This window comes from Paraburkholderia sp. RAU2J, assembly GCF_003634845.1.
GTDB lineage: Bacteria > Pseudomonadota > Gammaproteobacteria > Burkholderiales > Burkholderiaceae > Paraburkholderia > Paraburkholderia fynbosensis.
Genome location: NZ_RBXG01000002.1, coordinates 1,498,550 through 1,523,184 on the forward strand (window position 1 = coordinate 1,498,550; position 24,635 = coordinate 1,523,184).

A 24,635-nucleotide genomic window follows, 5' to 3' on the forward strand; every position below is an offset into this window, starting at 1 on the left:
AGCGGCCCCGGTTCGGTGCGTTCGTCAGGTCACGTTCACTGCATGCCCCAGCGCTGCACCGTATGACGCTCAAGCACGCGGAAAATCAGGTTTTCGACTGCGAGTCCGATCAGGATCACCGTGAACAGTCCGGCAAACACATTGGCGATGTCGAGCAGGTTCTTGTTCTCGTAGATGAACCAGCCGAGACCACCCGAACCCGAACTCACGCCGAACACCAGTTCCGCCGCGATCAACGTGCGCCACGCGAAGGCCCAGCCGATCTTCAACCCGGTCAGGATGCTCGGAAACGCGGCGGGCACGAGAATCTGCCACACGTAGCGGCCGCCGCGCAGACCGTAGTTGCGCCCGACCATCTTCAGCGTATTGCTCACCGACAGAAACCCCGAGTGCGTATTCAATGCGACCGACCACGTCACCGAATGCACCAGCACGAAGATCAGGCTGCCGTTGCCGAGGCCGAACCAGATCAGCGCGAGCGGCAGCAGCGCGATGGCCGGCAGCGGATTGAGCATCGAGGTCATCGTCTCGAGAAAATCGGTGCCAATGCGCGAGGTGATCGCCGCCGCCGTGAGCAGGGCCGCGAGCACGATCCCGCATGCGTAGCCGATCAGCAGCACATGGATCGACGCCCACGCCTTGCCCGGCAACTCGCCGCTCGCAATGCTCTTGAAGAACGCCTCGATGGTCGCGCTGAACGTCGGAAAAAGCAGTGGATTGTTGAGCACGCGGCCATAGATTTCCCACACGCCCGCGAGCAGCAGCAGGATGATCAGCTTGCGTATCCACGCCTGGTTGTAGAGCCGCTCGAACGGCGACAGCGGCTTTTCGACGACGCTGAACTCGCGCGTTTGCGCCGGCTCGCGGACCACCTCGGAGCGTCGCACGACAGCACGCGCGTCGCGCTGACCGGAACCGTCATGGGTAAGCATGTCAGACATTTTCCGCCCTCTCGATCTCGTCTTCGAACAGCATGTGCTGGATGCGCTTTTCGAGCGCAATAGCCTCTTGCGGCGTGCTCGCCGTTTCCAGTTCGGCCTTCACCTGGCCCGGGTGCGGCGACAGCAGCAGAATCCGGCTGCCGACCTTGATGGCCTCCGGAATCGAATGCGTGACGAACAGCACCGTGAAGCGCGTTTCCTCCCACAGCGCGAGCAGTTCGTCCTGCATCTTGCGGCGCGTGAGCGCGTCGAGTGCGGCGAATGGTTCGTCCATCAACAGGATGTCGGGCTCCATCGCCATGCCGCGGGCAATCGCGACGCGCTGCTTCATGCCGCCCGAGAGCGTATGCGGATAGCTGTCGGCGAACGACGCGAGATTGACCTTCTCGATGTAATGCATCGCGCGCTCTTCGATCTCCTTGCCGTGCAGCCGATGCGAGGCCTGCAGCGCGAACATCACGTTCTGCCGCACCGTTTTCCACGGCAATAGCTGGTCGAATTCCTGGAAAACCATCATCCGGTCGGGGCCCGGCCGCGTGACCGTCTTGCCCTTGAGCGAAATCGTGCCTTCGCTCGGCGCGAGATAGCCGCCGACGCTCTTCAGCAAGGTCGACTTGCCGCAACCAGACGGCCCCAGCAGCACGAAGCGATCGCTCTTGAACACTTCGAAGTCGACGCGGTAGGTCGCCATCACGAGCGTTTTCGGGGTCTTGTATTGCAGCGTCACGCCGCGCACGGCGAGCAGTGGCGCGGTGTCGGGATAAGGCGTGGCTTGAGTCGCGGCGCGCATGTCAGCTTCCTTGCAGGGATTGAGCGGTGGGGAAGAACATGTCCTTCCACGAAGCAGGCTTCTTTTTGATCAGACCGGTGCGCGCCATGAAGTCGGCGTATTTGATCGTGTTCTGCGGGACCGTGGTGAACGACACGTTGGGCGACGTGATCATTTTTTCCACTTCCTCGACGCTGCTCTTTTCCTTCGAGATCCGCAGGTAGGCGACCGCGGCCGCATGCTTGTCGTGATTGATCCACGCCTGCGATTCATTCAGCGCGTCCATGAAGGCCTTCGTGAGTTTCGGGTTCTCCTGATAGAAGCGCGTCGTACACCAGACCAGATTGAAACTCGACTTGCCGCCGAGCACGTCGTACGAATTGAGCACGGTATGCACGTTCTGCTTCTGCAACTCCTGCTCCTGGAAAGGCGGCGAACCGAAATGCGCGGTGACCTCGCTGTTGCCGGACATCAGCGCCTGCTGCGCATCGGGATGCGAGAGCGACACGGTGTATTTGTCGAGCTGCCCCTGGTTGCCCGCGCCGAATGCTTTTTCGGCGGCCATCTGCAACGTGATTGCCTGAATCGACACCTTGGCCGCCGGCAACGCGATCTTGTCCTGGCCGGTGAAGTCCTTCAGCGTCTTTACTTTCACGTTGGTCGTATTGAGCAGCAGCGGCATCGAATTGATCGCGGCGAGCGCCTTGACCTCGACCGGCGTGCCGGCGGTGCGCGACCACAGCAGCACGAGCGGTGCGACGCCGCCCGAGGCGATCTGCAACGAGTTGGAGAGCAGCGAGTCGTTCATCACGTTGCCGCCTGCGAACTCGACCCACGACACCTTCAGATCCTTGATGCCCTCCTGCGCCGCGTGTTTCTCGAACAGCTTCTGATCTTGCATGATCATCAGCGGCAGGTAGCTCACGCCGTATTGCCGCGCGATCTTCACCTCGCTCAGTTCGGCTTGCGCGGCACCGGCGGCGAGCATGGCCGACAGGACGCAACTCACGCCGATCGTTCGAAACAGTCTCTGCACGTTCATGGCTGGCACACCCTATGTTGGTGGAGCGCCGTTGCGGCGCGGGTGGGGAAGATCGGACGAAAGCGGGGCGAGCAGGGGTAGGGCCGCTAGGGCGTGAGCGTGGGCGCGCGCGCCTGAACGAATGACGGGGAATGCGGCGCTGGCGCGAATAGCGTGAGCGCCGTGAAGAGTGGGGCAAGCATCATGCGTGTCTCCAGTGGCCGGTGGTGCGCGGCGTGACGTTTTGCCCGCACAGGGCGCCGGCATGCGTTCGGCTTTTTTCCGATGCCTCGGGAAGCGCCTCGCGCCGCATCGAGATGATCGGTGTTATTTAGGTCATCTGTATGAGTGTGCAGTCTAGGCGATGATGTAGGCGAAATCAAACTCGGGGAAACGCGAGATCGCGCGGCGCTCTCGAAGGATCGGCGCGCAGCCGCTCTAGTACGGGCCTCACAGCCTCGAGCGGCGCGGCAATAGTGGAAAATACTCCTCTAACACATATAGATGACCTAGTTGACATCTGCCGAGTCGCCGCCTACTATCGATTTCACCCCAGCGCGTTTCGAGCGCGTTGCCCCGGCGGCACCCCACCGCATTCATCACACGAACGGAGACGCTAATGAGCAATCCCACGGCAGACATCAACAGCACCCCGGCAGCGGGTGCGTCGCCCGAACGCAAGACGATCCACATCGTTTTGCACGAAGCGAAGGACACAGTCGGCGTGGCGGTCGTCGAGGGCATCATGGCGGGCACGCAACTCAACGCATGGATCATGGACGACGACGAGATCGTCAGCTTCCCGGCGAAGCAGGACATTCCGATCGGTCACAAGGTGGCGCTCAGGGACATGGCCGTGGGCGATACGGTGTTCAAGTACGGCGTGGACATCGGCAAGGTGGTGGCGCCGATCAAGGCCGGCGAGCACGCGCACGTGCACAACATCAAGACGAAGCGCTGGTAAGCGGCGTTGCCGCACCACGCTGCGAGCACTATCACTTCGCGGAATCGAGCCGCACCAACCCGAACGAGAGAGACACCATGAGCGTGATTGACCTGGATACGACTTTCCGCGGCTATCGTCGCGACAACGGCCGCGTGGGCGTACGCAACCACGTGATCATCCTGCCGGTCGACGATCTGTCGAACGCCGCGGCGCAAGCGGTCGAACACAACATCAAGGGCACCATGGCACTGCCGCATCCGTATGGGCGGCTGCAGTTCGGCGCCGATCTGGATCTGCACTTCCGCACGCTGATCGGCGCGGGCAGCAATCCGAACGTCGCGGCGGTGATCGTGATCGGCATCGAGGAAGGCTGGACCAAGCGCGTGGTCGACGGCATTGCGAAAACGGGCAAGCCGGTGATGGGCTTCGGCATCGAACTGCACGGCGATCACGACACGATCATGCGGGCGTCGAAGGCGGCGAAAGAAATGGTGCAGTACGCGACCGCGCTCGATCGCGAAGAATGTTCGATCTCGGATCTCTGGGTGTCGACCAAATGCGGCGAGTCGGACACCACGTCGGGCTGCGGCGCGAATCCGACCGTCGGCAATGCGTTCGACAAACTGTATGGCCTCGGCACCACGCTCGTGTTCGGCGAGACCTCTGAGCTGACCGGCGGCGAGCAGATCGTCGCCGCGCGCTGCGCGAACGACGGCGTGCGCGAGCGCTTCCAGTTCATGTTCGATCGCTATCAGGAGATGATCAACCGCTGGAAAACGGATGACCTGTCCGAGTCGCAGCCGACCAAGGGCAACATCGCGGGCGGCCTGACCACGATCGAAGAGAAGGCGCTCGGCAACATCCAGAAGATCGGCAAGAAGTGCATGGTGGACGGTGTGCTGGACAAAGCCGAGGAGCCGACGCATGCGGGGCTGTGGTTCATGGACTCGTCGTCGGCGGCCGCCGAAATGGTGACGCTGTGCGCGGCATCGGGCTTCGCGGTGCATTTCTTCCCGACCGGGCAGGGCAACGTGATCGGCAATCCGATCGTGCCGGTCATCAAGATCTGCGCGAATCCGCGCACGGTCCGCACCATGGGCGAGCATATCGACGTGGACGTGACCGGCATCCTGCAGCGCGAGCAGAATCTCGACCAGAGCGGCGACAAGCTGCTCACATGCATGATGGCCACGATCAACGGCCGCTTCACCGCGGCGGAAGCGCTCGGTCATCGCGAGTTCGTGCTGACGCGTCTGTTCGAAAGCGCCTGATCGCGGCGCTCTGGCCGCTGCGTTCATCTGGTAGTCTCGCTTTGCAGGATCAGCAGGCGAGCCCGCCAGCCACGAACGGAGCGGACCTCACATCCCGGCGCACGCCGGCACGGAGACTGGCCGCGACGCCCGCCCGTGCCGGCATTTCAGGCGGCAGCGGCGCCGGCTCGACATCTGGCAGCAGCGAGTGGAGGAGACACCATCTTGCGCGTGCTCAAACATCTCTACGTGCAGGTCCTGATCGGGCTTGCCGCCGGTATTCTCGTCGGTTATTTCTGGCCTAAGTTCGGCGTGGAAATGAAACCGCTTGGCGATACGTTCATTCGCCTCATCAAGATGCTGATCACGCTCGTGATCTTCTGCACCGTGTCGGTGGGCATCGCGCGCATGGAAAGCCTGAAGCAGGTCGGCCGCGTCGGCTTCAAGACGCTGCTGTACTTCGAGGTCGTGACCACCATCGCGCTCGTGCTCGGCCTCGTCGTCGCGAACGTGCTGCGCCCGGGCGAAGGACTCAACATCGATCCCGCTTCGCTCGATACCCACGCGATGTCGCATTACGTGGCGGACGCGCACGTGAGCTCGTCGGGCTTCATCGACATGATCGTGCCGAACTCGGTGGTGGGCGCGTTCGCTCGTGGCGATCTGCTGCAGGTGCTGCTGTTCTCGGTGCTGTTCGGCATTGCGCTGTCGATCATGTCGCAACGCAGCCGCTTGCTGATGCGCGGCATCGAGCAGTTCGGCGACACGCTCATGCGCATCGTCGAGATGATCATGCGGCTCGCGCCGCTCGGTGCGTTCGGCGCGATTGCGTTCACGGTGGGCAAGTACGGCATCGGCACGTTGCAGCAACTCGGCCTGCTGATCCTGTGCTTCTACATCACCAGCATCCTGTTCATCGCGATCGTGCTCGGCGCGGCCGCGCGCTGGGCCGGCGTGGGGCTGTGGCCGCTTCTGCGCTACTTCCGCGAGGAACTGCTGATCGTACTCGGCACGTCCACCACGGAATCCGTGCTGCCGCGTCTGATGGAAAAGCTCGAACGCATGGGCTGCCCGCGCGCGATCGTCGGCCTTGTGCTGCCCACCGGCTATTCGTTCAACCTCGACGGCGCGGCGATCTATCTGACGATGACCTCGCTCTTCATCGCGCAGGCCACCAACACGCACCTGACGCTGCTGCAACAGATCGGGCTGCTGGCGATCCTGATGCTGACGTCCAAAGGCGGCGCGGGGGTGGCGGGCGCGGCGCTGGTCGCGCTGACTGCCACGCTGTCGACCCACAACATCATTCCGGTGGCGGGCATCACGCTGATTCTCGGCGTCGACCGCGTGCTCAACGAAGTCCGCGCGCTGACCAACATGATCGGCAACGTGGTGGCGACGCTGGTGGTCGCGCGCTGGGAAGGCGCATTCGATGCGCGGGCGGCACGCAATTTCCTCGCCGCGCCGCGTGAAGTGCAGGCGCAAGTTCAGATGCCGCGGCAACCGCAGCCGAAGCCGCAACCGGCGCACCCGGCTCTCGACGAAACCAGCCGCCTCGCGGCGGGGAAGGGCAGCTAAATGACGACCGTCGCGAAGAAGATCGTTATCAGCGAGTTCATGGACGAAGCGGCAATCGACACGCTGCGGCAACGCTTCGACGTGCGCTTCGATCCCACGCTGTTCGAAGCGCCCGGGCGGCTTGCCGCCGAACTGGCCGACGCGCACGCGCTGATCGTGCGAAACCGCACCCAGGTCACGGCGGCGCTGCTCGATGCCGGCGCGAGCCTCAGCGTGGTCGGACGGCTCGGCGTCGGCCTCGACAATCTGGATCTCGCCGCCTGCGCGGCTCGCAACGTGGCCGTGTTTCCGGCGACCGGCGCGAACGCGCAAGCCGTCGCCGAATACGTGATCGCTGCCGCGCTCGTGTTGCTGCGCGGTGCGTATCTGCACAGCGCCGAGGTCGCGGCGGGCACATGGCCGCGCGAGGCTTTGTCGAGCGGACGGGAAGCCTTCGGCAGCGTGTTGGCGGTAATCGGCTTCGGCGGCATTGGCCAGCGGGTCGCCGGGCTGGCGCGCGGGCTCGGCATGACGGTAGTCGGCTACGATCCGCAGCAGCCCGCCGCCGCGCCGTGCTGGCGCAGCACCGGCGCACGCGCCATGGCGCTCGACGATGCGCTTGCGCTCGCCGATGTCGTCACGCTGCACGTGCCGCTGTGCGAGGCGACGCGCCATCTGCTCGATAGCGGGCGCATCGCGCGCCTCAGGCACGGCGCAATCGTGATCAACACGGCGCGCGGCGGCACGCTCGACGAACACGCGCTCGCTGCGGCGCTGCGTGAAGGGCGCCTGGCGGGCGCCGCGCTCGACGTCTTCGAGGACGAACCGTTGCGGCGCGGCTCGCCGCTCGCCGATGCGCCAAACCTGATTCTCACGCCGCATATTGCCGGCTTGACGAGGCAGGCCAACGAGCGCGTGAGTTCGCTTGTCGCCGACCGGGTGGCCGCCGCGTTGACGAACCCATCACCCGACACCGACCCGGTCGCCGACGCGAACGCGATGCCAGGGGCCATGTCGGACTGACGCCCCCCTGAACCCACTGAACCAGAGGAATGATCGATGGCCCGACTGCTTCCCGACGCGCTCGCCGAGCTTGCCGTCGGCTCACTGCGCCACGCCGGCGCGTTGCCGGCAACGGCTGACTCGACGGCGCGCGCGCTGGTCTATGCCGACCTGCGCGGCTTGTCGTCCCACGGCGTGTCGCGCCTGCCGATGTATTGTGCGCAGTTGCGCAACGGCCGCGTCGATCCCGCCGCGCAAGCGGCCATCGTCGCGGATCGCGGCGCGAGCGTGCTGATCGACGCCGCGGACGGTCTCGCGTATCCGGCCTGCGATCTCGCGGTGTCGACGCTGATCGAACGCGCGCGGCAATTCGGCAGCGCGGTGGCGGGCGTGAAGCGCAGCCATCACTTCGGCGTGGGCGCGGCTCATCTCGCCGCGCTCGGCGAAGCAGGCATGGTCGCGCTCGCGTTCAGCAACTCGCCGGGGGCGATGCCGGCATGGGGCGGCCGGCGCGCGCTGTTCGGCACCAATCCGATCGCGGCGGTGTTCCCGCGTCGCAACGGCGAGCCGCTGGTGATCGACCTCGCGCTGTCGCAGATCGCGCGCGGCAAGATCGCGATCGCCGCGCGCGACGGCAAGCCGATTCCCGAAGGCTGGGCGACCACCCGCGACGGCTTGCCGACCACCGACGCGCGCGCTGCGCTCGACGGCATGATGTTGCCGTTTGGCGGCGCGAAAGGCGCGATGCTCGCGCTGGTCGTCGAGTTGCTGGCGGCGGCGCTCACCGGCGCGAACTTCGGTTATGAAGCGGGCTCGTTCCTGACCGAGGAAGGTGAGCGCTCGCGCATCGGCCATCTGTTCTGGGCGATCGATCCGGGCGCGCTCGCCGGTGACGACGCTTATCTGTCGCGCGTGGAAGCGTTGATCGCGATGATGCTCGAGGACGACGATGTGCGCTTGCCGGGTTATCGGCGCGAAAGCCTCGCGAGGACGGCGCAGCAGGAGGGTGTGGAGATTCCGGACGCGCTGATCGCGCAACTGCAGGGACGCGATTGAGCGCGCATGGCCAGTCAGCCCGTGGTTGACACAGCGTCCCACTGAAAGCTCGACGGAAACTATCGGCGGCGCGGATAGTTTCCGTCGCGAATCGCGATTTCCCTTCTGACGCCAGGGCGAATAGGATGGTCGTTATTGCACCCTCCCGCTTCGACACACCCGCAGCAGCGACGGAGATTCCACATGGAACACCACGCCCGCACGCAGAACGAACGGCTCGACATCAAGACCACCACCTGCTACATGTGCGCGTGCCGCTGCGGCATTCGCGTGCATCTGCGTGACGGTGAGGTGCGTTACATCGACGGCAATCCGGAGCATCCACTCAATCAGGGGGTGATCTGCGCGAAGGGCGCCTCGGGCATCATGAAGCAGTACTCGCCCGCGCGCCTGACCCAGCCGTTGATGCGCAAGGCTGGTGCGCAGCGGGGCAGTGCACAGTTCGAGCCGGTATCGTGGGAGGTCGCCTTCGACGTGCTTGAAAAGCGCCTCGCCGCGATCCGCGCGACCGATCCGAAGAAGTTCGCGCTCTTCACAGGCCGTGACCAGATGCAGGCGCTGACAGGCCTCTTCGCGAAGCAGTTCGGCACGCCCAACTACGCCGCGCATGGCGGTTTCTGCTCGGCCAACATGGCGGCGGGCATGATCTACACGATAGGCGGCTCGTTCTGGGAATTCGGCGGCCCGGATCTGGACAGCGCGAAACTGTTCTTCATGATCGGCACCGCCGAAGACCATCACTCGAATCCACTGAAGATCGCGATCTCGAAGTTCAAGCGCGCGGGCGGCCGCTTCATCGCGATCAATCCGATCCGCACCGGCTATGCGGCGATCGCCGACGAGTGGGTGCCCATCAAACCCGGCACCGATGGTGCGCTCTTCATGGCGTTCCTGCACGAACTGATCGCCGCCGACGCGTGGGATCACGAGTTCGTGCGCCGCTATACGAACGCGGCGGAACTCGTCGATCTCGACGAGGCCAGCGAAAACTTCGGCCTGTTCGTGCGTGATCGGGAGAGACCGGCCGGCAATCCGCTGTTTCCGCAGAATCATGTGTGGTGGGATGCCGAAGCCGGACGCGCGGTGCCTCATCATGCTTCCGGCGTGACGCCCGCGCTCGACGGCCGCTACACGCTCGACGACGGCACGCCGGTCACGCCGTCGTTCGCATTGCTGCGCGAGCGCGTGGCCAGCTGCACGCCCGAGTGGGCCGCCGACATCACCGGCATCGCGGCGGACACGATTCGCCGTCTCGCGGGCGAAATGATCCAGACGAGCCGCGAGCATCGCATCACATTGCCGATCCGCTGGACCGATGCATGGGGCGAAACGCACGAAACGGTCACAGGCAATCCGGTGGCTTTTCACGCGATGCGCGGGCTCGCCGCGCACTCCAACGGCTTCCAGTCGATCCGCGCGCTCGCCGTGCTGATGTCGCTGCTCGGCACGATCGACAGTCCGGGCGGCTTTCGCCACAAGTCGCCGTTTCCGCGCGCGGTGCCGCCCTCGGCCAAACCGCCGAACAGTCCCGACGCCGTCAAGCCGAACACGCCGCTCGCGAGCGGCCCGCTCGGCTGGCCCGCCGCGCCCGAAGATCTGTTCATCGACGAACACGGCGGCCCGGTGCGCATCGACAAGGCGTTCTCGTGGGAATATCCGCTCGCCGTGCATGGCGTGATGCACAGCGTGATCACCAACGCGTGGCGCGGCGACCCGTATCCGATCGACACGCTGATGATTTTCATGGCCAACATGGCGTGGAATTCGTCGATGAACACGATGAAAGTACGTGAGATGCTCGCCGACAGGCACGCTAACGGCGAGTACAAGATTCCGTTTCTCGTGGTGTGCGACGCGTTCCAGTCGGAGATGACGGCGTTCGCCGATCTGATCCTGCCGGACACGACCTACCTCGAACGGCACGACGCGATGTCGATGCTCGACAGGCCGATCTCCGAATTCGACGGCCCGGTGGATTCGGTGCGCGTGCCGGTCGTGCCGCCGACGGGCGAGTGCAAGCCGTTCCAGGAAGTGCTGATCGAACTCGCGTCGCGGCTGAAGTTTCCTGCGTTCACCACCGCCGACGGCGCGCGGCGCTTTCGCGACTATCCCGACTTCATCGTCAATCACACGACCGCGCCGGACTCCGGCGTCGGCTTTCTGATCGGCTGGCGCGGCAAGGATGGCGACAAGGCGCTGGTGGGCGAACCGAATCCAAAGCAATGGGAACAGTACGCGAAGAACAATTGCGTGTTCCATTACCGATTGCCCGAGACGCTGCAGTACATGCGCAACTGCAATGGCCCGTATCTCGACTGGGCGGTCAAGCATGGCTTGCGCAAATTCAACGAGCCGATCCTGATCCAGCTGTACTCCGACGTGATGCAGAAGTTCAGGCTCGCCGCGCAAGGGCGTACGCGCGGCAGGCAGCCGCCGGATCATCTGCGCGCGCGAGTCGAAAAGTATTTCGATCCGCTGCCGTTCTGGTACGCGCCGCTCGAAAGCGCGGCGACCGATCTCGCGCGCTTCCCGCTCGCTGCCGTGACGCAGCGGCCGATGGCGATGTACCATTCGTGGGACTCGCAGAACGCATGGCTGCGGCAGATTCATGGGGAGAACTATCTCTACATGAATCCACTGATGGCCGCCGAAAACGGCATCGAGGATGGCGGCTGGATTTACGCGGAATCGCAATGGGGCCGCGTGCGCTGCATGGCGCGCTTCAGCGAGACTGTCGAGCCCGGCACCGTGTGGACGTGGAACGCGATCGGCAAAGCGGCGGGCGCATGGAATCTCGGCCCGGGCGCGAACGAAGCGCGGCGCGGCTTCCTGCTCAATCACCTGATCACCGACGAACTGCCCGTTCGCGACGCAGCGGACTCACGGCTGTCGAACTCCGATCCGGTGACTGGCCAGGCCGCGTGGTACGACGTACGCGTGCGGATTTATCCAGCTGAAGCCGATGCGCGGCACACGTTGCCGCAATTCGACGCGATGCCCGCGCTGCCGGGTTCGAACGGCGTGGTCTCGCGGATCGTGCAAACCTACTTCGCGGGACGAGGCGAGTTCGCGGCGCGGCTGCGGGGTGCGAACCGCCGGAAGTAGCGGCCCAAGTCACGCCGCACCACGGTCAGCGACAGGAACAAGGTCGGCGCAAGCATCGTCTCGCCGGCAGCGGCAAGGAGCTTTAGATGACCCAGATGGCGTTGGTGATCGATCTGAACGTGTGCGTGGGATGCCAGGCGTGCGTGACGAGTTGCAAGGAGTGGAACACGTCGGGCGAATCGGGCAGTCTCGCCGACCTGAACCCGTACGACGCGGACCCGTCCGGCACCTTCTTCAACCGCGTGCAGAGTTTCGAAGCCGGCAGTTTCCCGAATGCGGAGACGATCCATTTTCCAAAATCGTGTCTGCATTGCGAGGACCCGCCGTGCGTGCCGGTCTGTCCGACCGGGGCGAGCTACAAGCGCAAGGAAGACGGTCTGGTGCTGGTCGATTTCGACCTCTGCATCGGCTGCAAGTATTGCGCATGGGCGTGCCCGTACGGCGCGCGCGAACTCGACGAAGCGCGCAAGGAGATGACCAAGTGCACGTTGTGCGTGGATCGCATTCACGATGAAAATCTCAGCGAACGCGATCGGCAGCCGGCCTGTGTGCTCGCGTGCCCGACTTCGGCGCGGCTCTTTGGCGACATTCACGATCCGCAGTCGGTGGTGTCGAAAGCGATCGAGGAGCGTGGCGGCTATCAGCTGATGCCCGAGTGGAACACCCGGCCCGCGAATCATTATCTGCCGCGTGTGCCCACTGCGGCGTCGAACTGCGGCAGCGACGCGTGCTCGTGCAAAGCGTCCGGCTCGTCTGCCACCGACGCGGCTCTCGCGCCCGCTTCGCTCGACGCGCAACTGCAGCGCGGCGAACTGCATCTCGCGTCGATGGCGACGCGCATCTAAACGCGCATTTAACGGAACCCACCCAGGACCTCACGATGAATCCGGCATTCTCCGTAGTGTTCCTCACCACTTTAAGCGGCGCGGCCCAAGGCTTGCTCATCGCGCTCGTCGGCGTGGAGAGCGCGGCGCAACTGGGTTTCGTCGCGCCCCCCACGGCTGCGTTCTATGTCATCGGCGCGGCGGTGTCGGTGGTCCTGGGCGGGCTCGGGCTGATCGCGTCGTTCTTCCATCTCGGTCATCCCGAGCGCGCATGGCGGGCGATCGCGATGTGGCGAACCTCGTGGCTCTCGCGTGAATGTCTGTGCCTGCCTGCGTTCCTCGCCTGCGCGTTTTTCTACGGCGTCGCGCACTGGTTCGCCTCGCCGTGGTCGCTCGCGCTGGGCTGGCTCGGCGTGCTGGCGAGCGCGACGCTGTTCGTCTGCACCGCGATGATCTACGCGTGCCTGCGCTTCCTGCAGGAATGGGCGACGCCGCTCACGCTGGTCAACTTCGTGCTGCTCGGCTGCGCGTCGGGCTTCACGCTGGCCACGGCGCTGAGCGCGTGGTGCGCGCCCGCGTTGACCGTGGCGCTCGCCGTCTGCGCGTGCGTGCTGACGCTCGCGGGCTGCGCGAGCCGCTCGGCGTCGCTGGTGCGCAATGCGCGTTTGCGGCCGAAGTCGACCGTGCAGAGCGCGACCGGTATCCGCAACCCGAAGCTCGTGCAGGTGTCGCGCGGCTTCACGGCCGGCGCGTTCAATCTGCGCGAGTTCTTTCACGGCAAGTCGGCGGGGACGCTGCGCGGCATCAAGTGGGGCTTTCTCGTCACGGCGTTCGTCGTGCCGGTCGTGTTGATGGCGCTCGGCGCGCGGCTGGATTCGATCGGCGTGTCGCTTGGCTTGCTTGCGGCGGCCTGTCTCGTGCAATACGCGGGCCTCGTCGCGGAACGCTGGTTCTTCTTCGCCGAAGCGAAGCATCCGCAAAATCTTTATTACGCGAGAGTCGGCTGAAACGCGGCTTCGCAGGGTGGCGCGGTTGCGAAGCGGGATGAAAGGGTGACCGGATCGATCGAGCAAGGCGATCCTGTCGCCCGCTTGGTGGATTGACGGCTGAGCGCGCCGGCCGGCGCGCTCAATCAACGTCCACCGCTTTACCCGCACGCGCCAATTTCACCACACGCCGTACAGAAATCACACCCGTCCTTGCGAATCACCGCATTCGCACCGCACGACCCGCACTTGCGCCCGAGCATCGTGTGCAGTCCCTGCGCGCCGCCGGGCTGTGCCAACACGTCGGCATCGGCACTGGCGTCAGCGGGCGGCGGGCGCAGCCCGAAGTCCGCCGACAACGCCGTCTCCGCTTTCATCTGCCCGCGCGGCAGACGCGCCAGCATGCGCGACGGGACCTGATTGCCCTCGGCATCGAGAAAGCCCCGCCGATGCAGAATCTGCTGGATCGCAAACGCGAGTGCGGCCACCTCCGAATCGTGCCAGCGCGGCGCGCGATGCCCGTCGAGCCGTTGCACGTCGCCGAGCCGGACCTGTCCGCGATCCCACGAGACCTTGCGCATATCCTGCAGGTTGCGCGCGACGAACCCGCCGCGCGCGGCGAGCGACAGCGAGCGCATCGTCGCTGTGATCCATTGCTGCGATTCGTCGCGCTGGCCGGTGGGGATGAAGAATTCGATCGGCCGCTCGATCGTCACGTCCTCACCGCCCAGACGCCCGGTCACCTCGATGAACGACGCCGCCACGTAGAGCGACTTCTTGCCGGCCTGGGTCAGATATTCGACCTTCTCGATGATCGCCGGCAACTCGCCTTTGGGCCGATGATCGATCGCGATACGCAACGGATCGAGATCGTTCTCGGCGAGCGTGTCGTCCGCTTGCGGCGGGCTCACGCTGAGCACCGCGCCGAGCGTCTCGTTCGGGCGATACGTAGCGAGGCCCTTGAGGCCGTTTTTCCACGCGTCGAAGTAGAGGCTTTCGAACGCTTCGAACGGATAATCGGCGGGCACGTTGACCGTCTTCGAGATCGACGTGTCCACGTAAGGCTGCACGGCCGCCATCATGTCGAGGTGGTCGCGCGCCGACATCTGCAGCGCGCTGACGAAATACTCCGGCAGGTTCTTCACGTCGCCGCCGAGTTCGCGATAGAGCCGGTACGCGTAGTCCTCGACGTCGAACGATTCGCGCCCGCCATCGGCCATCACCTTCATGCGCGTGTAGGTCCACGAGAAGGCCGGCTCGATGCCGTTCGACGCGTTGTCCGCGAACGCGAGGCTCACGGTGCCGGTCGGTGCGATCGACAGCAGATGGCTGTTGCGGATGCCGTCGCGGCGGATCGCCTGCTTGATATCGTCGGGCAGGCGCGACGCGAAGGTGCCGGCTTCCAGGTAGCGCTCGGCGTCGAATAGCGGAAACGCGCCGCGCTCTTTCGCCAGTTCCACCGACGCGCGATACGCCTCGTCGCGCATCAGCTGCGCGATGCGCACCGCGAAGAAGCGGCCTTCCTGCGAGTCGTAGCGCAAGCCGAGCATCACGAGGGTGTCGCCGAGGCCGGTGAAGCCGACGCCGATACGCCGCTTCGCGCGCGACTCGTCGTATTGCTGCGGCAGCGGCCACAGCGTGACGTCGAGCACGTTGTCGAGAAAACGCACTTGCGTGCGGGTGCGCCGCGCGAGGCCGTCCCAGTCGAAAGAAGGCTTGCCGCCTTTCATCTGCGCGAACGGATCGATCACGAAGCGCGTCAGGTTCAACGGTCCGAGATTGCAGCAGCCGTATGCCGGCAGCGGTTGTTCGCCGCATGGATTGGTCGCGCGGATGGTTTCGACGGCGCGCAGATTGTTGTCCTCGTTCATGCGCGAGATGAACACGATGCCGGGTTCCGCGACGTCGTACGTGGAGCGCATGATGCGATCCCAGATCTCGCGGGCCGGGCGTTCGCTATAGACCCATTGACCGTCTTCGCGTTGCCGCACGTCGCCGGCCGCGCGCAGCGTCGGCGACGGCTCGGCCCGATGCACAAGTTGCCAGGGCTGATCTTCTTCGACGGCGTGCATGAATTCATCGGTGACGCCGACCGACACGTTGAAGTTGTTCCAACGGCCCTTCGAATGCTTGGCCTCGATGAATTCGAGCAGATCGGGGTGGCTGCAATCGAGCACGGCCATTTGCGCGCCGCGTCGCGAACCCGCGCTTTCGACCGTGCGGCACGACGCGTCGAACACGTCCATATAACTGCATGGCCCGGACGCCGACGAACTCGTGGTGTGAACGCGCGCACCCTTGGGCCGGATCGCGGAGAAGTTGTAGCCGACGCCGCCGCCGCGGCGCATGGTTTCGGCCGCTTGCAGCAGTGCGACGTAGATGCCGGGCAGGCCCTGCTCGTCGACGCCCTGGATCGCGTCGCCGACCGGCTGCACGAAGCAGTTGATCAGCGTGGCGGCGATGCCGGTGCCCGCCGCGCTCATGATGCGGCCCGCGCCGAGCGCGCCGTGCCGCAGATTGTCGACGAACAGCGCCTCGACCGATTCGCGCAGCGCCGGCGGCTCGGCCTCAGCGACGCCGCGGGCGACGCGTTTGAACACGTCGTCGGCCGATTGTTCATCGCTTTTCGCGTATTTTTCGAGCAGAACGTCGACGGAGAATTGTTGCGGAGCGACGAGGGGAACGGGGAGCGCTAGAGCCGCGCGGGTGTCCGGCGTGTCTTCTGCCATGGTAGGCCCTCAAACGGCGCCGCAGCGGGCGCGGCGCGGTGGGTGGAAATGCGGGGTCACTTTTACCGTCGCGCAGGAAGCCGGCGGCTGACTTGTCGCAATGAGGTCCACCTTAGCGCACGTGGCGAAGGGCCGCAATCGGAGGTGTTCGGCGCGCGGCGTAGCGCGCGTGGGCAAAGGGCGCCCGTGCATCCTGCCGCGCGAAGGGCGGTTTGCCGGGCGTATCGGCGCGATGCGCGCGACGCCGGCACAGAACCAGGCAGGAAGGGTGACGGCAGGGTGACAGCGCAGCGGCGGCGGCTCGAAGCGTCAGGCTTCCGCCAGCGCGCAGAGGATTTCGGCACAGATCATCGCGGAAGCATTCGACGGCGCGGGCCGTTCGGCGGGTTTGAACACCGCGTCGCCGCGGCGGATCTTGCGCCGCGATACCGCGCAGGTGCCCGAGGTATGCGCCGACCTGCGCCGCCAGCGTTGCTCGCCGTAATGACATCGCCCCGGTTCTACCCAGCGGATCACCAGCGTCGTGTCGGAGCGCTCGAGAATTTCGATGCGTACGCCATTGGTACCGTCAAGGGGGATGGACTCTAAGGTCATCATCATCGGCTCCGTATTGTGGTGTGCCGAATGTAGTCCCGTGCGCGCCGGATAGCCATTGTGCCGCGGTTGAAACAGTGTTCTCCAAATAGCAACAATGCCGCTTGACATTTACGATCGCCCGAAAAGACGGACGTTACACGCCGTTATTATGTGAATTTTTAATAGTGTGAGTTTTTGCAACGGAGTGTTGACTGGAGCGCGACGAAGGTGCTGCCCGCAGAGGGCGCCGCTGCTTCCTTTAAGATAGGGCTCTTCGATGAGCCGCCGACCGGCCGCTGTCAGTGTAGCGGGTTTGGTTTTTTCCGGTCGGCTCGCGCGCACATATCAAATGAGAATCCCTATGATTTCACCCCCGCCCGACACCTCGTCCGATCACCCGGTGCCGCCGGATCGCCTGAAAAAGCAGAAGGCGGCCTCGCTCGCCCTGTACATCGGACTGGTGCTGCTGGCGGTGTGGGTCGTGCGCGACTTCATCGTGGTGGTCGCGTGGGCCGGGGTGGTCGCGATCGCGCTGTGGCCGCTGTTGCGCAAGGTCGAGGGCATCCGCTGGTTCACGGGCCGCACCACGCTGATCGCCGCGGCGCTCACGCTGGCGATTGCGCTGCTGGTGGTGCTGCCGGTCGGCATCGGCATCGCTCAGGCGCTGCGTGAGGCGCACGACCTGAACGAATGGTTCAGGAGCGCGCGGGAAAACGGCATCGCGCTGCCGGACTTCATCGCGCGTTTGCCGTTCGGCGCGCAGCAGATTTCCGCGTGGTGGCAGGCCAACCTCGCGCAGCCGCTGGGTGATTCGGCAGCGATGAAGGGCCTGCACAACCCCACGGTGATGATGCTCGGCCGCCGCTTCGGCGTGCGTGCGCTCCATGCGGTGGCGGTGTTCGGCTTCATGCTGGTGACGCTGTTCGTGATTTTCCAGGCGGGGCCGCGCCTGTCCGGCGCGCTGATCCGGGGCGTGCGGCGCGGCTTCGGCGACGACGGCGCCGAGCTTCTGCAACGGATGGCCGCCGCGGTGCGCGGCACGGTGTCGGGGCTGGTCGTGGTCGGACTCGGGGAGGGCGTGTTGCTGGGTGTCGCCTATTTCGTGACCGGCTTGCCGCATGTCGCGCTGCTCGGCTTGATTACCGCGATCGCCGCGATGCTGCCGTTCTGCGCGCCGATCACGTTCGGCCTCGCGGCGCTGTGGCTGCTCGCGCAGGGCTCGGTGGCCGCGGCCATGGGGCTGGTCGTGTTCGGCTCGATCGTGGTGTTCGTCGCCGAGCACTTCGTGCGGCCCGTGCTGATCGGCAATTCGACACGCCTGCCGTTCCTGCTCGTGCTGTTCGGCATTCTCGGCGGGGCGGAGACGTTCGGGCTGCTCGGCATCTTCATCGGGCCGGCGCTGATGACGGTGCTGATGGTGTTCTGGACCGATCTGGTGCGGTAGGGCCGGGTTTTCGCGCCCCCCGGCCCCGCTCACGGCCGCTGATTCGACGGATGCTCGACCGCCGGCGGCTTCATGCAGCCGAGTGCGTATTTCAACGCGGCCGGCAGCAGCGCGCTCCAGACTTCCCACGTGTGGCCGCCGTCGATGATGCGCAGCGCCGCCGGATTGCCCGCCAGCCGCAGACGCGTGTATAGCGAGGACGCGTCGGCCTGGATCGCGAGGTCGTCGTCGCCGGCGGCGATGAACATCGGCAGGCGATACGGCCGGCTCATGTAGCGCTCCCACTGCGCTGGATAGTTGAGTTCGTGCCAGATTTCAGGATCGAACTGCCGCTCGCCAAACACGCCGACCCGGCGCGCAGCCGATGCGCGCGGCGGCTCGTTCGCGTAGATCGCGGGGCTCAGCAGCAGCGCGCCGCAGAACAGTTCCGGCTGCGTCAGCGCGTAGCGCAGCGCGCCGAAGCCGCCCATCGACACCCCGCCGATCGCCCGCCCGCCACGCTGCGTCGACACCGCGTAATGCGTTTCTATCTCGGGCAGCAGATCGCCGAAAAACGCGCTTTCCATCTTTTCCTTGCGATCGACGTACCAGTCGGTGCCGCCTTGCGGCATCACGATGACGACCGGCGGGATCTCCTTGCGCGCGATCAGGGTATCGGCGGCGCTTTGCAGGTGGCCCTGGGTGAGCCAGTCGTTGGCGTCGCCGTTGTTGCCGTGCAGGAGATAGAGCACGGGCATGCGCGCGGCGTCCTGACGATAGCCGCTCGGCAGATAGACCGTGTAGCTCCAGTCGCGGCCGAGCGCTTCTGCATAAAAGCTGCGGCTGACGACGGTGCTGGCGGACGCCGGCATGCTGGCGGCGATGGATAGCAGGGCGAGTGCGAGGTGTAGGAGTGGACGCATGTGAGGGTGGGAAGCCGGCGCGCAGCTTGCGCGCGGCCGTCATGCTATCAGCATCGGCGGCGAAGTTGAGACCGGTTTGAGCCGAATTTGAGCCCGAGTTGAGCCCGAGTTGAGCCCGATTTGAGCGTAGGCGATGCAGGCAGGAAGCGGAAGAGGCGCGCCACCGGCTTGCCCCGCACGCACCTCTCAGGACGACGTCCCGGGCGCGCCGACAAAGCGTCCGACAAAGCGTCCGACGAAGCGCTTGAGCGGCGCCACGCCCAACGCGACGGCGAAGAGGGCGCCGACCGCGACCACATCGGCGAGCAGGCCGAGGGGGTAGTTCAGATAGCCGTCGGTCGCCGCGTACAGCACCGAGTCGACCACGAGCGAGATCACCGCACCGGCGATGAAGCACAGCAGCCCCTTGCGCCCGATCACGCCGACCCACGGCAACCACTGCGCGAGCTTCTTCGCCCAGCCGAGCTCGATCAGATTGGCGACGACCCAGGCGATGGCGAGGAAGTTGCCCGCCCGCAGCCAGGACAGATTCTGCTTGAGGCTCGCGTCGAGCGATCCGTGATGGATGAAGAGCTTGAAATAGGCCGCGCCGGCCACCACCGCGAACGCACTCAGGCTGACGATCCAGCTGAGGCGGTGCGCACTGACACGCTGATAAACCGGCTGGCATCGCGCGAGCACGCCGAGCACGAACAGCAACTGCCACGCGAACGGGTTGAAGTCCCAGTGCATGTCCGGCGCGGCGGGCAGGTAGGCGTCGATCGCCGGCGCGCCGGCCCACAGTGCGACGCTGCCGGCCAGCAGCAGCCACGGTTTGCTGCGCGCGAGCGGCAGGATCATCGGCACCAGCAGCGCGAAGAACGCGTACATCGGCAGCACTGAAGCCAGATAGGGCTGGCGGCGGAACAGCAGGATGTCGCGCAGCGCGCCGACGGGCGCCGCGATCAGATCGTCGAGATCGGTGGTGGCGAGATTCGGTCCGTCGATGTTGAACGCGCTCAACACCGCGCTGACCAGCAGCATCAACCCCGCGGTGATGAGGAACGCGCGATAGATTTCGAGCGAGCGCCGCAGGAAGCGGCTGCGCGCGATCGTCTCGTTGCGCCGTTCGGCGAGCGCCACGTAGGCCGTTGCGGTAGCGAAGCCGCCGAGGAACACGAAGACTTCGGCGGCATCGCACAACGCGTACGCGTGCAGCGTAAAGCGCGACAGGATGCTGCCGCCGATGTGGTCGACGACGATGATCAGCAGGACCAGGCCGCGGAAAAAGTCCAGCTCGATCAGGCGTGAGGATGAAGGTTGCATTGGTTGCGCCAAAAGCAGCCCCGTGCGACGGCGCGCTGACACAGCGCGGCAGGCGTCTCACAAGGCTTTGGAATTGGATTGATTCAGTGCTGCGGCGGGATTCGACCCATGTCGTGCTTCACATCGCGCTCACATCGTGCTCACGTCGTGCTCACGTCGTGCTCACGTCGTGACCCACGTCGCCGCGTTCGACCGGCCTCGCAAGGCGTGGTGTCAGGGGGCATTAAAAAGACCCCGGAGGACGGCGCGGAGTTCCGCTGCGCCGGGGCCAAAACCGCCCATTATATTTCTTTCCATGACAAAGCCGCAGCGCAGGGCGCACGGCGCGAGTGCGGCGAAGCATCGTCGAATTCGTGCGGACCGTGCTGTGCCGCCTACCTGAACGGGAGCCGGGAAAAAAGTGGTTGCCGCACACAGTGGAGATTTCGCAACATTTCAAGAGATCGAAGCGACCCCCAATGGACGGCCCGCAAACGGCGTGTGAGGATTTCCCAAAAGCGCGGCGGGGTCGTGAGCAGCACTGTCGAAGTGCCCGGAAGCGCCAGCAGAAGAAGCGGCCGGATCGAGTTGTCCGATTACTCGAGTGCAGGGAGATCATCATGAACAAGCAAGTGTTCGCGCTGGCTGTCTCTGCCGCTGTGTCCGCCGTTTTTGCCGCGTCCGCCGACGCACAGACCAGCGTCACGCTGTATGGCGTGATCGACGAGGGCATCAACTACACCAACAATGTCGGCCGTGGCCACGTCTACGAACTGGCGAGCGGTTTCGCGCAAGGCAGCCGCTGGGGCCTGAAAGGCGCCGAGGAACTCGGCGGCGGCCTCAAAGCGGTGTTCCAGATCGAGAACGGTTTCGACCTGAATTCCGGGCGGCTCGCGCAGGGCGGCCGGATGTTCGGGCGGCAGGCCTACGTCGGCTTGAGTTCGGCGCCGTATGGCACACTGACCTTCGGCCGCCAGTACGATTCAGTGGTCGACTATCTGGCTCAGACCACCGCCAACGGCAACTGGGCGGGCACGCTGTTCTCGCACCCGCTCGATAACGACAACACCGACAACACGTTCCGTCTCGACAACACGGTCAAGTACGCCAGCCCGTCGATCTCCGGCTTCCAGTTCGGCGGCACCTACAGTTTCAGCAACGACACCGGCTTCGCGAACAATCGGGCGTACAGCATCGGCGGGCAGTATGCGTATGCCGGCTTGCTGGTGGCTGCGGCGTATCTGCAGGCCGACAATCCGGGCAATGGCGCGAACGGTGCGATCACCGCGAACGACGCCGGTTTCATCGCGGCCCGCATGCGCGTGTTCGGCGGCGGCATTACCTACACCTTCGGTTCGGCGACGGCGGGCTTCGTCTACACCAACTCGAACTATCTGAATCCGACCGGCAACGGCTATCTCGGCACCACGCCGCTCGTGCCGCCGGGCGTGCTGCTGAACTCGCTGAAGTATCAGAACTTCGAGGTGAACGGCAAGTATCAGATTTCGCCGATGCTGTTCGTCGGCGCGCAGTACGTGTACACGATGGAGACCTACGACGCGTCGAACGGCGGCGTGAAGCCGCGCATTCACTCGTTCGGCCTGATGGCGGATTACAACCTGTCCAAACGCACCGACGTCTATATTCAGGGCGAGTATCAGCAGGTCACGGGCGACCAGACCTTTTCGATTCTCGACTACGCGTTCATCCCCGGCACCCAGTCGCCTTCGTCGACGTCGAAGCAGGTCGTGGTGCGCGCGGCGATCCGGCATAAATTCTAGGCAGGCCGCTGCGGTGATTCATCGCGGGGTTTCATTGCGCGATGCGCTCGCGCCTTAATCGAACAGCGCGCACTTCAAAAGAGCCGTAGGAGTATTTTCTTCGGCTTGCCTCGCCATATCGGACGCTTTCCTGAAATCGCTTCCCCCGACCCCTCTAAGGCGTGCGGTTTGTTTGCTCGCGTTTGCACCGGCGAGTGCGCTGCCGGTTTCGCGCCATGGTCCCGCGCAATGAACTCGCACGGCACGGCTCGCTCAAACGGTATCGCGCTGTCGCCGCCCGGCAGCCGCGTGTTTCGTTTGCCGTAGGCAAGCCCACTTATTTTTGCATGGAGACTTCATGAGCAATCGCGCGACACAGATACTTCCGCATCATCGTTATGTGCATTCGCTGGGCGCGCCGCTCGCGTGCGTGCAAGGCACGATCGCCAAGGTGTTCGACAGCCCGGACAATCACCACGGCGCCAATCACCAGCACCTCGTCATCAGGATCGACAAGGTGCTGAAGTTCGAGGGCGGGACGCAGAACCTGGTGGGCACGGAGGTCTTCGTCGCCGTGCGTTTCGGCGACAACGAGGGACTGGCGCAGGAAATCCCCGGCCTCCAGGCCGGGCAGCCGATCGAGGCGCAAGGCGAATACATCTCCGAAGCCAGCGCTTATCCGACCGCCGACAATTCGAATCCCGTGCTGCCGGTGCTGCACTTCACACATCATCCGGTGGGGTATGTGAAGTACGCGGGGCAGTACTACAGCTAGCGCCCACGTTGGGTCATCGAAGTCAGGCGAGCTTGTCGATGTTGACGGCCGCCTTTCCCTCGCGGACGCATTTCCGCGCGCCGCGCGCCATTGCGACACATGTCGATTCAAGTTCCGGCGGCGAGCTGCCGTTAAAGAAAAGGTGATTGTCCGATCACGGGACACGACGCGCGATGGCGCGATTGCCTCGTCTTGCGATGCTTACTCCGGTGGACATTCCCGCGAGCGGGGCAAATCGGACGTGTTCAGTCCGCGCACACCCTCGTGCAATCAGTCGCCGACAACCGCGGACGCGATGCCGCCGTGTGCTCGAAAGAGCACGCCTTGGTACACGCCACGGCGGGTGCAAACGCGTCCCGGAAATACGTGAGTAATGTTTGTATCAGAGTGTTCGTGACGAGGCGTTTTCGTTAAAGCGCCCTTTACAATTCCGCTGGAATTTTGATCAGCAATCTGGGCCTTCGCGCTGGGGACCGGCTGTTCCGTGAGACACCGGACTCAGGCCGTTCCGGTCAGCGTCAAGGTGGATTGGTCGGCAGGGCACAGGATGAGCGTCGCACGAGGCGGCCTCGCCGTGTCGCGAAGCAGGCTGCGCGGCGTAAGACCGCGCCCATTGGCAGATGACATGGCGGCATCGGGCCCGCTCATGAATAAGGCAGGAGTCGAACAGAGATGACGAGACGTTTCGACAGAACGATGATGGCCAGCCTGGCCGGCGTGTGGGTCGCGCTGGCAGTGAGTGGTTGTGCGAATGTGGGGCAGCAGGACGCGCAGAACGGCGTGGCGGTGAGCCCGGTGGCTGCGTCCGGCGTGCCGGCATTGGTAGCCGCGTCGGCTTCCAATGCCGCGTCGGCGGGCACGCCTGTCGCGACGGGCACCGATGAGGGCGTGTCGCTCAAAAAATCGCCGCCGCTCGTCTATCGGGTCAAGCGTGGCGATACGCTGTCGCGCATCGCGCAGCATCATCACTGCAGCGTCAAACAGTTGCAAACGTGGAACGGATTGAAGGCGTCGTCGCGGCTGAAGCTGGGGCAGGTGCTGCATGTCGCGTCGCCGGAAACGGTGCGGGCGGTGAATGCCGCGAATGCGGCCAATGCGAAGGCGGCGTTGGCTGCGAAAGCTGCCGCGGGTTCCGCGCCGGGCTCCGCAGCGGCGGCTGCGGCTTCGGCTGCGGCTTCGGCTTCGGCTTCGGCGGCGGCGCAGCAAGCAGCGGCGGCGGGCTCGGCGCAGTCCACTACGAACTCGCCCGCCGCAGGTTCGCCGACCCCCGAACAGGCGCGCGAAGTCATGCAGCAAACCGCGCGGCACGCGAACGGGGTCGCGCTGGCGTGGCCAGCGGGCGGCCGCGTGGTCGAGGCATTCCAGCCCGGCGAAACGCGCGGTATCGAGATCGGCGGCAAGCCGGGCGATCCGGTGCGCGCCGCCGCCGACGGCCGCGTGATGTACGCCGGCACCGGGTTGAACAGCTACGGCAGCCTGATCATCGTCCAGCACAACAAGGACTTTCTGACCGCGTACTCGCATAACCGCAAGCTGCTGGTCAAGATCGGCGACATCGTTCGGCAAGGACAGCAGATCGCGGAGATGGGCGACGAAAACAACTCGCGCGTGTCCGTCGGTTTCGAGTTGCGCCACGACGGCAAGCCGATCGATCCGCTGCCGTATCTTCCACAAGGTCGCGGCTGACGGGCGCGGACCGCTCGCGCGC

19 protein-coding genes are annotated in these 24,635 nt (G+C 65.0%); 12 read left to right on the forward strand and 7 right to left on the reverse strand.

Translation table 11 applies throughout. The annotated features are described in order from the left end of the window. Positions 1 to 35: 35 nt before the first annotated feature. From B0G69_RS24260 to B0G69_RS24270, 3 genes are read right to left on the reverse strand one after another with little or no spacing between them, the layout of a single operon-like run. On the reverse strand, positions 36 to 941 hold the full coding sequence (locus tag B0G69_RS24260) for an ABC transporter permease (protein WP_121321733.1): 906 nt from the start codon (positions 939 to 941) through the stop codon (positions 36 to 38). Then, positions 934 to 1,731: an ABC transporter ATP-binding protein gene (locus tag B0G69_RS24265; RefSeq protein WP_121321734.1), complete on the reverse strand. Its 798-nt coding sequence runs from the start codon at positions 1,729 to 1,731 to the stop codon at positions 934 to 936. Before B0G69_RS24265 ends, B0G69_RS24260 begins: the two co-directional genes overlap by 8 nt. A gap of 1 nt (position 1,732) precedes the next feature. Then, positions 1,733 to 2,752, reverse strand: coding sequence for an ABC transporter substrate-binding protein (locus B0G69_RS24270; protein ID WP_121321736.1), 1,020 nt, complete (start codon positions 2,750 to 2,752; stop codon positions 1,733 to 1,735). Positions 2,753 to 3,350: 598 nt separating this feature from the next. On the opposite strand from B0G69_RS24270, the gene B0G69_RS24275 reads away from it, so the two are divergent. The 8 genes from B0G69_RS24275 to B0G69_RS24310 all read left to right on the forward strand — a co-directional run bounded on the left by B0G69_RS24275 (position 3,351) and on the right by B0G69_RS24310 (position 13,478). Next, on the forward strand, positions 3,351 to 3,695 hold the full coding sequence (locus tag B0G69_RS24275) for a UxaA family hydrolase (RefSeq protein WP_241991452.1): 345 nt from the start codon (positions 3,351 to 3,353) through the stop codon (positions 3,693 to 3,695). Positions 3,696 to 3,772: 77 nt separating this feature from the next. Further along, positions 3,773 to 4,948 (forward strand): UxaA family hydrolase, encoded by a 1,176-nt coding sequence (locus tag B0G69_RS24280; RefSeq protein WP_121321738.1) that lies wholly within the window; start codon positions 3,773 to 3,775, stop codon positions 4,946 to 4,948. Between the two features lie 210 nt (positions 4,949 to 5,158). Beyond that, positions 5,159 to 6,505: a C4-dicarboxylate transporter DctA gene (gene dctA / locus B0G69_RS24285; protein WP_241991547.1), complete on the forward strand. Its 1,347-nt coding sequence runs from the start codon at positions 5,159 to 5,161 to the stop codon at positions 6,503 to 6,505. Beyond that, complete coding sequence (locus B0G69_RS24290) at positions 6,506 to 7,507, forward strand: hydroxyacid dehydrogenase (protein WP_121321742.1); 1,002 nt, start codon at positions 6,506 to 6,508, stop codon at positions 7,505 to 7,507. Positions 7,508 to 7,543: 36 nt separating this feature from the next. Next, positions 7,544 to 8,542 (forward strand): Ldh family oxidoreductase, encoded by a 999-nt coding sequence (locus B0G69_RS24295; protein WP_121321744.1) that lies wholly within the window; start codon positions 7,544 to 7,546, stop codon positions 8,540 to 8,542. Positions 8,543 to 8,725: 183 nt separating this feature from the next. Continuing rightward, positions 8,726 to 11,647, forward strand: a complete 2,922-nt coding sequence (locus B0G69_RS24300; RefSeq protein ID WP_121321746.1) for a molybdopterin-dependent oxidoreductase — start codon at positions 8,726 to 8,728, stop codon at positions 11,645 to 11,647. Positions 11,648 to 11,733: 86 nt separating this feature from the next. Continuing rightward, on the forward strand, positions 11,734 to 12,492 hold the full coding sequence (locus B0G69_RS24305; protein WP_121321748.1) for a 4Fe-4S dicluster domain-containing protein: 759 nt from the start codon (positions 11,734 to 11,736) through the stop codon (positions 12,490 to 12,492). A 35-nt stretch (positions 12,493 to 12,527) separates the two neighbouring features. After that, complete coding sequence (locus B0G69_RS24310; RefSeq protein ID WP_121321750.1) at positions 12,528 to 13,478, forward strand: DmsC/YnfH family molybdoenzyme membrane anchor subunit; 951 nt, start codon at positions 12,528 to 12,530, stop codon at positions 13,476 to 13,478. Positions 13,479 to 13,618: 140 nt separating this feature from the next. Here B0G69_RS24310 and B0G69_RS24315 read toward each other — a convergent pair whose 3' ends face one another. Both B0G69_RS24315 and B0G69_RS24320 read right to left on the reverse strand, forming a co-directional pair. Then, positions 13,619 to 16,186, reverse strand: coding sequence for an adenosylcobalamin-dependent ribonucleoside-diphosphate reductase (locus B0G69_RS24315; protein ID WP_121321753.1), 2,568 nt, complete (start codon positions 16,184 to 16,186; stop codon positions 13,619 to 13,621). Positions 16,187 to 16,495: 309 nt separating this feature from the next. Then, on the reverse strand, positions 16,496 to 16,780 hold the full coding sequence (locus B0G69_RS24320) for a DUF3331 domain-containing protein (protein WP_121323857.1): 285 nt from the start codon (positions 16,778 to 16,780) through the stop codon (positions 16,496 to 16,498). Positions 16,781 to 17,123: 343 nt separating this feature from the next. Here B0G69_RS24320 and B0G69_RS24325 point away from each other — a divergent pair, with 343 nt between their 5' ends. Further along, positions 17,124 to 18,206, forward strand: a complete 1,083-nt coding sequence (locus tag B0G69_RS24325; RefSeq protein ID WP_121321755.1) for an AI-2E family transporter — start codon at positions 17,124 to 17,126, stop codon at positions 18,204 to 18,206. 29 nt (positions 18,207 to 18,235) lie between these two features. Here B0G69_RS24325 and B0G69_RS24330 read toward each other — a convergent pair whose 3' ends face one another. Then, positions 18,236 to 19,108 (reverse strand): alpha/beta hydrolase-fold protein, encoded by an 873-nt coding sequence (locus tag B0G69_RS24330; protein WP_121321757.1) that lies wholly within the window; start codon positions 19,106 to 19,108, stop codon positions 18,236 to 18,238. Between the two features lie 186 nt (positions 19,109 to 19,294). Further along, positions 19,295 to 20,413: an OpgC domain-containing protein gene (locus tag B0G69_RS24335; RefSeq protein WP_121321759.1), complete on the reverse strand. Its 1,119-nt coding sequence runs from the start codon at positions 20,411 to 20,413 to the stop codon at positions 19,295 to 19,297. A gap of 599 nt (positions 20,414 to 21,012) precedes the next feature. Between B0G69_RS24335 and B0G69_RS24340 the strand changes: the two genes are divergently transcribed. From B0G69_RS24340 to B0G69_RS24350, 3 genes are all read left to right on the forward strand, one after another. Further along, positions 21,013 to 22,173 carry a porin gene (locus tag B0G69_RS24340; protein WP_121321761.1) on the forward strand — a complete coding sequence of 387 codons (1,161 nt, stop codon included), beginning with the start codon at positions 21,013 to 21,015 and terminating at the stop codon, positions 22,171 to 22,173. 337 nt (positions 22,174 to 22,510) lie between these two features. Beyond that, a complete protein-coding gene (locus B0G69_RS24345; protein WP_121321763.1) occupies positions 22,511 to 22,927 on the forward strand; it encodes a hypothetical protein in 417 nt (138 codons plus the stop codon). A gap of 672 nt (positions 22,928 to 23,599) precedes the next feature. Continuing rightward, positions 23,600 to 24,613, forward strand: coding sequence for a peptidoglycan DD-metalloendopeptidase family protein (locus B0G69_RS24350; RefSeq protein ID WP_121321765.1), 1,014 nt, complete (start codon positions 23,600 to 23,602; stop codon positions 24,611 to 24,613). Positions 24,614 to 24,635: the final 22 nt, after the last annotated feature.